The 12,632-nt window shown below is 70.6% G+C and carries 8 protein-coding genes and 1 pseudogene; 2 read left to right on the top strand and 7 right to left on the bottom strand.

Annotated elements, in window-relative coordinates; genetic code table 11:
- Positions 1-228 precede the first annotated feature (228 nt).
- Positions 229-339, bottom strand: a pseudogene (locus StrepF001_RS47385) (IS5/IS1182 family transposase); the annotation flags it as partial.
- Between the two features lie 133 nt (positions 340-472).
- Between StrepF001_RS47385 and StrepF001_RS09960 the strand changes: the two are divergent.
- The gene (locus StrepF001_RS09960) at positions 473-1,099 is read left to right on the top strand and encodes a transposase domain-containing protein (protein WP_129797936.1); all 627 of its coding nucleotides are present in this window, start codon (positions 473-475) and stop codon (positions 1,097-1,099) included.
- Positions 1,100-1,107: 8 nt separating this feature from the next.
- Positions 1,108-2,115, top strand: a complete 1,008-nt coding sequence (locus StrepF001_RS09955; RefSeq protein WP_206306803.1) for a transposase — start codon at positions 1,108-1,110, stop codon at positions 2,113-2,115.
- A gap of 812 nt (positions 2,116-2,927) precedes the next feature.
- Here StrepF001_RS09955 and StrepF001_RS09945 read toward each other — a convergent pair.
- The 6 genes from StrepF001_RS09945 to StrepF001_RS09915 all read right to left on the bottom strand — a co-directional run bounded on the left by StrepF001_RS09945 (position 2,928) and on the right by StrepF001_RS09915 (position 12,594).
- Complete coding sequence (locus StrepF001_RS09945) at positions 2,928-5,867, bottom strand: hypothetical protein (RefSeq protein ID WP_129797933.1); 2,940 nt, start codon at positions 5,865-5,867, stop codon at positions 2,928-2,930.
- A gap of 2 nt (positions 5,868-5,869) precedes the next feature.
- Complete coding sequence (locus tag StrepF001_RS09940; protein ID WP_129797932.1) at positions 5,870-7,717, bottom strand: HSP90 family protein; 1,848 nt, start codon at positions 7,715-7,717, stop codon at positions 5,870-5,872.
- A 110-nt stretch (positions 7,718-7,827) separates the two neighbouring features.
- Positions 7,828-8,814, bottom strand: a complete 987-nt coding sequence (locus StrepF001_RS09935) for a hypothetical protein (protein ID WP_129797931.1) — start codon at positions 8,812-8,814, stop codon at positions 7,828-7,830.
- A gap of 936 nt (positions 8,815-9,750) precedes the next feature.
- A complete protein-coding gene (locus StrepF001_RS09925; RefSeq protein WP_129797930.1) occupies positions 9,751-10,980 on the bottom strand; it encodes an acyl-CoA dehydrogenase family protein in 1,230 nt (409 codons plus the stop codon).
- Positions 10,967-11,779 carry an enoyl-CoA hydratase-related protein gene (locus StrepF001_RS09920; protein WP_129797929.1) on the bottom strand — a complete coding sequence of 271 codons (813 nt, stop codon included), beginning with the start codon at positions 11,777-11,779 and terminating at the stop codon, positions 10,967-10,969. Before StrepF001_RS09920 ends, StrepF001_RS09925 begins: the two co-directional genes overlap by 14 nt.
- Positions 11,776-12,594, bottom strand: coding sequence for an SDR family oxidoreductase (locus tag StrepF001_RS09915; RefSeq protein ID WP_129797928.1), 819 nt, complete (start codon positions 12,592-12,594; stop codon positions 11,776-11,778). Before StrepF001_RS09915 ends, StrepF001_RS09920 begins: the two co-directional genes overlap by 4 nt.
- Positions 12,595-12,632 lie beyond the last annotated feature (38 nt).

The following is a 12,632-nucleotide window of genomic DNA, read 5'->3' as shown; positions in this document are numbered from 1 at the left end:
CGCGGACGCGGGGCTTGGCACGCCCTCCCCCCACTCTCGACTTCGCTCGAGCGGGGGACCCCCATCGCGTCGACTCCCTCCTCCGCCTTGCAGCTGGACGCACCAAGCCCCGCTGACCCGCGCTGATCAGATGCCGTCTCTTTCCCGCGACCTGATCCGCCGGACAGGCCCTAGGCACCTTCCGTTTGGATCACCGGGCGGACCAGAGGAAGATGCCTGCGATATGGGGTGCTGATGGGCACGCACGATCGTGGAATCCACCGCGACCGCCCAGTTCAGGTCCTCATCGGCGTCGGCCTGGGCCATCAGCGCGACAAACACCCGCTCCCAGGTGCCGTTGAAGTTTCCCCAAGGCCGGGTAGTTAGCGTTTTCGCAGGTCACACAAGGGAGTTGAGAAAGTCCTGACACGGAGCAACGGAGCTCGTTGGTACAGGCAGTCGTCCAAGACAGCTTGTTACCGAAGGAGCTCCGTTGCCCGGTCATTGTGTCCTGCCGTCGCCGCTGGCGACCATCACCCGTACGGTCACTGTGGCCGCGGGCCGGTTCGCGCCGGGTCATCTGGGGGAGCTGACGGCGATCGTGCCGTTCGAGCTGGTCGACGCGGTCTTGTCGGAGACGAGGGTCGTGCAGCGGCGGCTGCGGGATCTGCCCTCGCGGGTCGGGGTCTACTTCCTGCTGGCGATGTGCATGTTCCCCGAGGTCGGCTACCGGCTCGTCTGGGCCAAGCTGACGGCCGGCCTGTCGGGGATGCCGGTTGTCCGCCCGAGCACGAAGGCACTCCGTGATCTGCGCCGCCGACTCGGCAGCGCGCCGGTGCGTGCGTTGTTCGAGGTGCTGGCCGGGCCGTTGGCCCGGCCAACCATGCCGGGAGTGCGGTTCGGCCCGTATCGGACAGTGTCGTTCGACGGCTGCAGCTCGATCAAGGTGCCTGACAGCGAACGCAACCGGGGCTGGCTGGGGCGGTGCCCCCACGGCGGGTATCCCCAGGTCGAGCTGATGACGCTGGTCGAGACCGGCACCCGGGCCGTCATCGCAGCGGTTTTCGGTCCCACCCGGGAGGGTGAAACTCCTACGCCACCAGGCTGTTGCACCATCTGAGCCCCGAGATGCTGGTGCTGTGGGACCGGGGCTTCGACAGCAACGACTTCCTCACCGCCGCGCACGCCACCGGCGCACAGGTCCTGGGCCGCATCCGCCAGCGCCGCCGCCCACCAGTCCTTCAAACTCTCGCCGACTCCTCCTACCTCTCGGTCATCGGCGGCGTCCCGGTGCGCATCATCGAAGCCCAGGTGAGTATCACCTGCACCGATGGCAGCACCTTCGAGGGCTCCTACCGTCTGGTGACCACGCTCCTGGACGCCCGCCGCTACCCCGCCGACCGCCTCGTGTGCCTGTATCACGAGCGTTGGGAGCACGAGAGCGCCTACTACGCCTTGCGCCACACCATCCTGCACGGGCGTGTCCTGCGCTCGCACGACCCGGCCGGCGTCGAGCAGGAGGTGTGGGCCGTGCTCGCCCTCTACCAGGTTCTGCGACGCACCATGGTCCAGGCGGCGGAGTCCCAGCCAGGCACCGATCCCGACCGCTGCGGGTTCACCGTCGCCCTCCAGACCGCCCGTGACCTGCTGGTATGCGCGGAAGGAGTCTTCGAGCAGGGCACCGGGGAGATCGGCCGACGCGTCCTGTCGGCGCTATCGCCCGCACGCCGGGGCCGCGTCAGCACCCGCAAGGTGAAGTCCCCCATCTCCCGCTACGCGGAAAGGAAACTGGACGGCCGCCCCGACGCCAGCAAGACCGTGACCTCGACGGTGATCACTCTCCTGCCGCCGCCGGCGCCGGAGCCCGCACTGCCCACGACCACGGTCCCCCAGTACGTCGGCCCCGGCCAGACCAGCAACCGCATGACACGTGTCCTGGCCATCCTGCAGGCAGAACCCGAACGGCTATGGCGCTCAAGGGAGATCGCCGAACTCCTCGGCGACGCCACCCTCGTCGCCACCTATCGACAACTCGCCCGCTGGACCGAGAAGGGAATGATCAAGAGGGTCCGCACCGGGCGCTACGCGGCAGTCACGCGGGAAACGGCCCCCTTGCGTGACCTGCGAAAACACTAACTACCCGGCCGACGGCCCGCATCCGCAACCGGTTGTAGACCCCGCGCCAGTTGCCGTACTTCGGAGGCAGGTGCCCCCAGTGCGTTCCCGTCCGGAACTTGAAGGCGATCGCATCCATCACCTCGCGATGATCACGCCACCGGCCGCCCGCCTCGGCGTGCGGTCCGGGAGTAACGGCTCGATTTGCGCCATTGCGCGTCAGTCAATGGCACATCCGGCCCAACGACCTGCTGATCCAAACGAAACTGACTAGCCATGACCGCCTCCAGCGGCCCACGACGGCGACGGCCCAGGACGCTCGTCCAGGAGGACGAGTGGTGCATCGAGGCCGTGGCACCGGGCCACGCACCCGGATCGGCGGACTGGCGACGACCGCTGCGATGGGGCTGATACGCATGAACTGACCTGCTGCTACGCCCCCTTCACAGCCACCGTCGCAGGGCGGACGCTCCAGTGGGACAGCCTCACCCACATGCCTGCCCCGTCAAGCAAGATCCGGACCATGCGCGGGCCAACTCTCCGCCTGCCGCGAAACCAACGCTCATTTTCCCTGGTCACGTCACCAACCAAGATGTACCACCAGCAGACGAAGAACCTGTCGGTGTCGTACTCGGCGAAGAATCCGGGCTCCTTCCAGACACAGAAAAATGGCGCCTGACCAGGGCAGATGCCCGCCAGGCGCCCTTCTGGGCGCACACCTGAACAGCGAGTCGAAACACGCGGCTTCGCCGGCTCCAGGGCGTGCTCGTCGTCGATGGCCCGGAGAGATGGGCCCCGGTGCCGGGGCGGGTTGTCGCCCCGGCACCGCCGCGTCACTCCTCGCCGCGCAGCCGGGCCGCCAAGGAGATCAGCGGCTCGGTCTCCTCGGTGTGGCCCAGGGCTGTCAGGCTGGAGACCGCCGCGTCGAGGCGGGTGAGGGCGGGGGCGGGGCGTTCCAGGTAGATGCCCTCCACAGCACCCGCGAGGCGGACGCACTCGGCCCACTCGCCGGCGCGGTCGTCATCCGGTCCCGGCTCGCCGAGCAAGGCGAGGGCCTTCTCCAGGGCGGCCAGGGCGTCCTCGTACTCGCCGGCGTAGGCGTTGACCCGCCCGTGTTCGTAGGCCAGGGCGGTGTCCAGGGAGCGGCCGTGGGCCTCGTATGCGGCGGCGCGGGCCTCTTCGGCGATCCGGCCGGCGTCGGCGAGGTAGGCAAGGGCGTCGGCCAGGCCGTCGGGGCCCTGATTCTGGGCCTGGAGGCGGGCGAGTTCGCGCAGGCAGTTGCTGAGCTGCTCGTAGCGCGGGGCCCGGGCGTGGGCGGCGAGTGCCTGGTCCGCGGCCTCACGGGCCCGGCCGAACTCAGCGGACTCGCCGAGGAGTACGGCCGTCTCCGCGGCGATCATGGCGTGGCTGCCCGGGTCGTCGTCCCAGTCGGCCGACTCGGCCGCGAGGGCGACGAGCTCCGCCGTGGCGGCCTTGAGGTCCTCCCCGGCGTGCAGTGCGCGAGCCCGGGTCAGGCGCAGCTGAGCGACGAGCCGGTCGTCCTGCTCTCCGGCGGCGATGTCCGGTTCGGCCAGCAGGGAGTCGAGCAGCGCAATGCAGTCCTCGACGCGGCCCAGGTCGAGGCTGAGCTGGGCCGCGTTGCTGTACGCGCAGAACGCGTCCGTCCGGCTGCCGCGGCGAAGCTCCAGCTCCGCGGAGCGCGTCAGGTGCCGCAGTGCCTCGTCGGGGCGGCCCAAGTACATGCAGGCCTCGGCCAGATCACCGTGGAGGCGGGCGGTGTCGACGGCGTCGGCCGGCCAGTCGGCGGCCAGTCGCAAGCCCTCGGTCAGGTCCGCGTGCGCGGCCTGCGCATCCTGGAGGCCGAGCTGGAGCCGACCGCGCAGTCCGAGTGTGCGGGGCAGGTGCCAGGCGGGGCCATGCGCCTTCAGCCGGTCGAGGAGGGCGTCGATCTCGGTGACCGCGGCCGGCAGATCGCCGGAGATGGCGTGGGTGCTGGCCCGCAGCAGCAGGGCACCGGAGATCTGCCCGGTGATGTCGTGCCGGGTGGCGAACGTGTGCAGCAGGTCCACCTCGGCGAAGACCGGCGCGGCGTGCTCCTTGCTCCCCGAGGTCTGCAGGCGCAGGCCGAGGGCGGTCGCCCGCAGCCGCAGCAGGCGGGCCTCCTGGTACGGGGCGAGGCCGGGCGTCTCCTCGTGCAGGCGGACCATGGACGCGTGGGCGGCGGTCAGCGCGGCGGCCTTCGCCTCGGCTCCGTCCGCGCCCTCCGCGGGGATTTCGGCGGTGGCGAGCAGGGCGCAGGCGCGGGCGAGCGCCGCGTGCCCCGGCTCTCCGGCGTCGTCGTACAGGGCCGCGGCCTCCTCGTGGAGGGCGGCGGCGTCGGCGAACTCGTCCTTCTCACCCGCCTGGCTCGCCTCGTCGGCCAGCAGGTCCGCGCGCAGTTGTACGAGCGGGCCCACGGCCGGGTCGTGAGGGTGGGTGTAGTCGCGGGCGGTGACGAGCGTGCGCAGCCGGGCCCAGCAGGCATGTGCGTCCGGATGCCCCTGCTCGTCCAACGTCCGTGCCTGGCGGATGAGTTCGGGCAGCGAATCGGGGACGGCTGCGGTCGTACGGGCGGCGGGCACGGCAACCGGGACGGCCGGGACCACCGCGTCGAGGCTGCGGGTGCGCAGGGTCAGTTCCAGAGCGTCCAGGAGCGGGGCACGGTCGAGGCGGGCCCTGCGGCGGTCGGTGTGGGCCGTGGTTCCGTTGCGGGCGTCGAAGCGGGCGGCGAGGTCGTCGGCGCGGCCGCGCACCTCGGCGCGCAGGCCCGCCACCGTCCAGGTGCGGCCCGCGTACCCGGCGGCGGGCAGTTCGCCGTGGCCGAGAAGCTCGACGCGCTGGAGGAGGACCTCCACGCCGGTGAGGAAGCCGAGCAGGTCCAGCGGCGAGTCGACCTCGTCGAAAAGGCTCCGGTTCTCGGCGAGCAGTTCCAGGCCGCGTGCCTCGTTGCCGGTCAGCGCGCAGAACTCCAGGTGCCGGCCGACCTCTTGGGACATCGAGGGGTTGCGGCGGCAGCTGCGGTAGCCGGCGAGGTGCAGTTCGCGGGCCCGGTCGGTGCGGCCGGTGCGCAGCAGGGGCAACAGCGCGTACGAGACGGAGCGGGCCGGCTCCTCCTGGCAGGATTCCTTCCCTGCCAGGACGGGCTCCCAGGCGCTCAGCGCCCGCTCGTCGTCGCCCGCCGTGAGGTGGTACAGGGCGCGCTCGCAGATCTCGCAGGCCTCGCAGTCGCTGAGCCGGGTGCGGGTGCGGCCCGCCCACAGCTCGTAGGCGAGGGTGGTGTCCTCGCCCACGTGGGCGGCGAGCTGGTACGCCTGTCCGTAGTAGGGCTGGAGGCCGAGATCGGCCTTCTCGTACCGGTCGCGCATCTCCGTCAGCCACTGGCGCAGGCTGGCCAGCGGTATCTCGGGCAGCTGGCGCAGGGCGTGGCCGACCCACTTGAAACGCCAGAACAGCATGTGGCGCAGGCGGTCGTCGAAGACGTCGGGCTGCTCGTCGAAGAGGGTGAGCAGGCGGGCGAAGACGACGGGCGACTTTCTGGGTTCGGAGCCGTAGGTGTAGGCCTCCTGGAGTTCGAGGAGCGCGTGGACGAGCGGGACGGGCTCTGCGAACTGCTCGGCGGCGTCGACGAGTTCCTCGGCGGTGACGGTGCGGGTTCGGCCGTAGGGGCGCCGGTCGTTCTCCTGGAGCGCCTGGTACAGCTCGTCCGTGTTCTGGGGATGGGGTGCGGTGGGCATCGTCAGCTGTCCTTGCGGAGGGCGTGGGCGAGAAGGTCGAGGAAGGAGCGGTTGATGAGGCTCGATTCGGCGGGCCTGAGCGGGCGCCGGGACAGCATCGCGGCCTGCCCGTAGAGGGCTTCGGCGCTGGTGCGGGCCAGTTCGGGCTCGTCGATGGCGACGGCGGTGCGGACCAGCGGGTTGAGCTGGTTGAGGATCAGCTGGGCCCGCGGTGCCTCCTGGCGCAGGGCGCCGAGGATGTCGCCCCACAGGCCGCCCTCCTGCTCACGGGCGAGCTGGGAGCGGGTGCGCTCGTGCCGGGCCTCGCGGCTGTCGACGAGGAGGGCGGGTGCGGAGGCGGGCTGGAAGGTGCGCAGCGCGACGTCGCAGTCGAAGACGGCGAGGGCGTCGCGGGCCTGGGCGAGATAGGCCGCGGCGGCCAGTTCCGTCTCCCGGTCGACGGGGTCGAGGTGGGCGGTGAGGGTCGCCGGGTCGAGGTCGGCGACGCTTGTCTCGGGCCTGATCTCGGGCAGCCGGTGGACCAGGTCACGATCGTAGGTGTAGCCGCCGTTGACGACGCCGAGCCCGGCGGCCGAGGCGATCGCCGCGACCTGCCGGAACTCCTCCACGCTGGACGTCACGAGCACGGTGCGATGGGTGCGCGCGAACTCGTCGAGGGTGGTGTGCCCGGCGGTGGTCTCGAACGGCAGCCAGGGCAGCAGCATCCGCAGGATCTCGTCGTCGTGCACCGCGAGCGACTTCACGGCCAGGTGGTGGGCCCGGAGGAAGCGGGCGAGCAGGTCCGGGTCGCTGGCGGCGGCCCGGGCGATCCACGCGCGCAGCCGCTCGGCGAGGGCGTCACGGACGGCGGCGAGGGTGTCGTCCTCGTACAGGGACTCGCGGGACGCCGTCGGGCGCAGGCTCTCGGCGTCGACGACGCAGCGGACGAAGAAGGCCCACTCGGGCAGGATCTCCTCGGCCTGCTCGGACAGCAGCATGCCCTTGACGTGCACGCGGTGGCCGTGGCGGCGCCCGGCCGGCACCGTCTCGGGCAGCACGCACGCGACACCCTTCAGACCCACGGCCGGCAGGTCCAGCTCGATGGTGTCCAGCGGCGTGAACCCGAAGACCTCCTCGCCGTACGCGGCCAGCGCACGGGATCGGGCTCCCGGCGTGGGGTACGTACGCGCCCAGGGTGCCGGCTCGGGGTTGACGGACGCGCCCGGGCCGCCTGTGCCGTCGTCGAAGGTCACCGGGTGGCGCAGCAGGGAGCCGAAGTGGCGGGCCAGCGCGTGCACGTGCGCCGGGCGGGTCCACTCGCCCGCGTCGGCGCGCGGTGTCAGCGTGACGGTGGTGCCGGGCCGGGGGCGGGCGGAGGCGGGCAGGGTGCGGACGGTGTAGCTGCCGTCGCCGCGTCCCCGCCACTCCACGGCGGGGGCGTCGGGAGTGCGGGCGGAGCGGCTCAGGACGTGGATCTCGTCCGCGACCAGGAAGCAGGAGAGCAGGCCGATTCCGAACTGGCCGATGAAGTCGCCGCGTTGCTCGGCCAGCCGTTCGGCGCGCTTGCTGCTGCGGCCGATGGTGGCGAGGAAGCTGTGCACATCGGCCTCGGTGAGACCGACACCGTCGTCCTCGACGCGGACCACCGAACCGTCGGCGTACAGGCGGACACCGAAGGCGGCGGCGGGGGCGGCCGGTTCGAGGCCGTGCCGGGCGGTCAGCGCGTCCACCGCGTTCTGCATGAGTTCGCGCAGGTAGACGCGGGGGCTGGAGTAGAGGTGGTGGGAGAGGAGATCGACGAGGCCGCGCAGATCCACCTGGAAGGTGCGGTCGGCGCCGGCCGGGTTCGTGGCGGTGTCGGGCAGAGTCATCGGGCAGTCCGGGGTGCAAGGAGGGGCAGTTGGCGTTCGGGACCGGCAGGCGGTGTGTGCTCGGGTGTGGCGGTGCCGGTGTGCTCGGGCACGGCGGTGCCGGTGTGCGCTCAGGCGCGGCGGTGCCCGCGCGCGAACTGCTTCTCGGGCTCCGCGAAGTAGGTCCAGGGCCACTCGGTGTACGCACCGTCCAGTGTCTGGAAGACACGCCGGACCGTGTGGCGCTCACCGGCCAGCGACAGGGCCATGGCGAACATGTTGAAGTCGTGCTGCCAGCCCGGGCGCCACACATAGGCGGGGTGGAGGATGCTGTGGTCCGCCGCCTCCCGCAACTGCGCCCGGATCTCGTCGGTTTCGAGGTAGTCCCCGCGCTCCGCCTCGACCCACTCCTCGATGTACGCCATGGCGATCACGCAGCCGAGGCGGTGCCCCTGCGGGGCGCGGGCGAACGCCTCCTGGGCGAACGCCAGCGCCTGCCCCGGCTCGCCGCCCCAACGGGGCTGCAACTGCGACACCCATGCGAGATGGGTCTCCAGGTCCAGCGGGTCGCGGCGCAGGGCGGCGTCGAGCCGGGTCCGGTTGACGGCGGAGCCCAGCGACATGCCGCGACCGGAGGTGAGAAGGTGGCGCCACGGGGTGACCCATTCCGGCCGCAACTCGGCGGCCTCGAGCAGCTGCTCCTCGGCGATGCGGAGCCGCTCGTGGAAGACACGCCACTGTTCCTGCGTGACGTTCACGGCACGCTCGGCGGTGCGCGCCTCCCAGCCCCAGCTGATGTAGCGCGTCCCGGATATCAGCAGGGCCGTCGCCCGGTGCTCCTTGTCCTCCTCGACGGCCCGGCCGATCCAGTCCTGCACACCGTCCACATCGGCGAGCTCACCCAGGACCTGGTGGTGGCGGCCGAGATCGAAGGGGGCCAGCGCCGCCTTGACCGCCTCCCAGTCACCCGCGTCGGCCGCCTCCACCAGCGCGAGCACCCGCGCGTCCCCGAGCGCGCGCAGCGTGTACATCCCGTTCCTCTGCCTGCGCGGGACGGGAAGGACGTGCGGATCCGCTGCCGGTCTCTCCGCATCTCTACCGAACAGCTTGCCCAACATGCCGCGCCCTCCCCTGGTCCCGCGTGATCGTCCGGTGCAGCATAAACGGCCCCACTGACACCGCTTCCACAGGGTTTTCACCGGCGCTTCACGGTGCCCGGCCGATCCCGTCCTCTCGCCCCTCCGGTCCCCGACCGGTTCCTGATCGAGTTGTTGTGGGCCCTGGCGGCCGAGCACGCGGCCGGGTACACCAGAGACGTACGACTGTCCTCGAAGGCAGGGTCACCGCGGTCCGGGCGAGCGGTATGAAACCAAAGCCTGTGCGGCGGCGGACGGACTTCGTCATTCCCGTGATCGGGTCTCTGCGTGCGGGGGCGGCCGCACTGGCCCACGCCTGTCCTGAAGCGAGGTGACCCGGCCGCTCCTGGCGCGGCTCCACGACCGGCTCTGCCGCCCGGAGGACGGATCTGGCAGGAAGCAGCCGTGCAACGCCGCCGGCTTCAAGGTGGCGGACGTGGGGCCGTGCTGTCACAGGGCTGGGCATCTCCGTCGCCCGAGGACGGCGTACCCAAGCGCCGCACGACCGAGCACCCCAACCAGCTGCGGGTGCAGCGCCCAGCGGACCACTCGGGGTACAGCCAGGGGCAGGTTCCGGAGTTGGCCGGCAAAACCGACCGCCTGCTGAGTCTGAGGGCGGAGCTGATCACTGGGCCAGGCCATCGGGCATCACGCTCGTGTACCACCAACGGACGAAGAATCTGCTGTTGTCGTACTCGCCGAAGAAGCCGGGCTTCTTCCAGGCACCCGAAGAAAGGCGCCTGACCTGGGCTTTACCCGTCAGGCGCCTTTCACTCAGCCGATTCACGGCTGGGCCCGGCTTGCGCGTTTACGACGTTCCCGCCGACCTCAGCAACGGCCTGGGCGATCGCCGGCCCGATACCGCGCGAGGCGCCGGTGACGACGGCGGTGCGACCGGTGAGATCGAGTCCTGCCCTTTCAGCTCACCTCTGCCGTGGCGGCGTCGCGGTACTGCCGCAGTTCCTGCTTGGCGATGGCCCGCTTGTGGACCTCGTCGGGACCGTCCGCCAGCCGCAGCGTGCGCAGATGCGCGTACATCATCGCCAGCGGGAAGTCCTCGGTCACGCCTGCTCCCCCGTGCACCTGGATCGCACGGTCGACGATCTTCAACGCGATGTTCGGGGCAGCCACCTTGATGGCCGCGATCTCGGTGCGCGCTTCCTTGTTCCCGACCGTGTCCATCAGATACGCGGCCTTGAGCGTGAGCAGGCGGATCATCTCGATGTCGATACGCGCTTCCGCGATCCAGTCCTGGATGTTGGACCGGTCGGCAACCGGACGGCCGAACGTCACCCGGGACTGGGCGCGCCGGCACATCAGCTCCAGCGCCCGCTCGGCCGCGCCGATCGCCCGCATGCAGTGGTGGATACGGCCGGGCCCGAGCCGGGCCTGGCTGATCGCGAAACCCTCCCCTTCGCCCTTGAGTACGTCCTTGGCCGGCACCCGCACATTCTCGAAGGTGATCTCCGCATGCCCCTCGCGATCCGCGTACCCGAACACCGGGAGGTTCCGGATCACGGTGACCCCGGGGGCGTCGATGGGGACGACCATCATCGACTGCTGGCGATGCGGAGCCGCCGTGGGGTCGGTCTTGCCCATCACGATGAGCACCCTGCAGTTCTTGTGCATCGCGTTCGAGGCGAACCACTTACGGCCGTTGAGCACGTACTCGTCGCCGTCACGCTCCATCCGCAACTCGATGTTGGTGGCGTCGGAACTGGCGACACGCGGCTCGGTCATCGCGAAGGCCGAGGCCATCGTCCCGTCGAGCAGGGGCTTGAGGTACTTCTCCTTGTGTTCGTCGGTGCCGAAGAGGGTGAGCACTTCCATGTTGCCGGTGTCGGGAGCGTTGCAGTTGCACGCCTCGGAGGCGATGTGGCTGCGCCCCATGATCTCCGCCAGCGGCGCGTACTCGAGATTCGTCAGCCCAGGACCCCACTCGGGGTGCGGGTGAAAGAGGTTCCACAGCCCGCGCTTTCGCGCCTCCGCCTTGAGATCCTCGATGATCGGGGGCTGGAAGTGCGGGTCACCCGACGCGCGCATCTGCTCGTGGTACACCGCCTCAGCAGGGTAGATGCGCGAATCCATGAACTCGAGCAGATCCGCCTGGTACTTCTTGGCGCGGTCCGACATCTCAAACAGGGACATCCGAACTCCTGACGGGTAGAGAGGCAAAACTCGGTGGGCGCTTGTCGAGGTGACTGGCCACGCCTTCGACGAAGTCGGCCCCGCGGAAGGCCTGGAGCATGACGCCTTCCGCCCGGGTCACGGAATCGGCGTAGGTGCCGTCCGCGTCGCCCTGCAGTTGGCTCTTGATGGTGGCCATGGATGCCGGGGAGCAGCGCGTCGCCAGATCGGCGGCGTACGCGACAGCGGCATCGACCACACTGCCGGTGGGGACCAGATGGTCGAGAAGACCGATACGCAGTGCCTCCTCGGCGTCCACCATGCGACTCGACAGCAACAGGTCCGTTGCCCGGCTGCGCCCCACCAGCCGCGGCAACAGCCAGGAGATCCCGTACTCGGCGATCAACCCGCGCTGCGCGAATGCCGTGGTGAACCGCGCCGAGGCCGAGCCGAAGCGGATGTCGCAGTAGAGCGCCTCCACCATGCCCAGGCCCGCGGCCACTCCGTTGACCGCACCGATCAGCGGTTTGCGCAGGGTCAGCGGTACATCGCGCGGCCGGCGCCGCGCCCTGTCCGCCTCGGAGACCTCGCCGAGCGCCTGCAGCCGCTGGAGGTCGGCGCCGGCGAAGAATCCGCGTCCCGCGCCGGTGACCACGACGGCGCGTACGTCCGGATCGTCCTCGGCTGCGTCGAGCAGCGTGAAGTAGCGGTCCTCGAGTTCGTCGGTCCAGGCATTCAGCTTGGCGGGCCGGTTGAACGTGAGCACCAGCACGGGCCCGCGGTGTTCGGCGAGGACGAGCTCGCCCGGCGCGCCGGTCATGCCTGCGCCGGCAGAGAGCTCTGGTAGCGGCGCATCCCGCGCAGCCACCGGTCGTAGTCCGAGCCCTTCTGCCGGTACATGTCCAGAACTTCTTCATGCGGCAGGATCAGGAAGCGCTCGTCCTCGATCGCGGCGAGGACGGCGTCGGCCACCTCGGCCGGTTCGAGGACGTCACCCGCGGACGTGACGGCCTGGGTGGCCGCTCTCCCCAGGGCGTCCCCGGAGTCCTTCCCGGAATACAGCAGCCTGGTGTTCACCCCCATCGGGCACAGACAGCTGACATGGACCCCGCCATCGCCGTAGGTGACACTCAGCCATTCGGAGAAGGCGACGGCCGCGTGCTTGGTGACGGCGTACGTGGCGGAGCCGATCTGGGTGAGCAACCCGGCCGCAGAGGCGGTGCTGACGAAGTAGCCCTCGCCGCGCTCGAGCCACCGCGGCACCAGCAGCCTCGCCGCACGGATGTGGGCTCGCAGGTTCACATCGATCGAGAGGTCCCAGTCCTGCTCGCCCGCCTCGAGGCCGGGTGCCCCGGCGACACCCGCGTTGGCGAAGTAGAGGTCGACCGGACCGAACGTGCGCTCCGCCAGGTCGATCAACTCCTGGATCTGAGCGGTGTCCGACGCGTCAGCGCCGGCGCTGACGGTGCTTCCCGGATGATCCGCGTTGACTGTCGTGGACACCGCCCGCGCGGTGTCCACGTCGAGATCCGCGACGACGACCCGGGCACCCTCGCGAGCGAGCCGTGCGACCAGCGCGCCGCCGATGCCACCACCGCCACCGGTGACGATGGCGACTCTTTGTGCAACGTTCACAGCGAACCCTCTCCGTGGCGGGGTGTGCGGTGCCGGGC

This window comes from Streptomyces sp. F001 (genome assembly GCF_004187715.1).
GTDB lineage: Bacteria > Actinomycetota > Actinomycetes > Streptomycetales > Streptomycetaceae > Streptomyces > Streptomyces flavusporus.
This window is presented reverse-complemented; position numbering and strand designations above follow the sequence as displayed.

Coding starts and splice junctions, on each gene's coding strand:
- StrepF001_RS09920 (WP_129797929.1), bottom strand. CDS start 11,779: ATGACCGGCGCGCCGGGCGAGCTCGTCCTCGCCGAACACCGCGGGCCC.
- StrepF001_RS09925 (WP_129797930.1), bottom strand. CDS start 10,980: ATGTCCCTGTTTGAGATGTCGGACCGCGCCAAGAAGTACCAGGCGGAT.
- StrepF001_RS09945 (WP_129797933.1), bottom strand. CDS start 5,867: ATGCCCACCGCACCCCATCCCCAGAACACGGACGAGCTGTACCAGGCG.
- StrepF001_RS09940 (WP_129797932.1), bottom strand. CDS start 7,717: ATGACTCTGCCCGACACCGCCACGAACCCGGCCGGCGCCGACCGCACC.
- StrepF001_RS09935 (WP_129797931.1), bottom strand. CDS start 8,814: ATGTTGGGCAAGCTGTTCGGTAGAGATGCGGAGAGACCGGCAGCGGAT.
- StrepF001_RS09955 (WP_206306803.1), top strand. CDS start 1,108: ATGCTGGTGCTGTGGGACCGGGGCTTCGACAGCAACGACTTCCTCACC.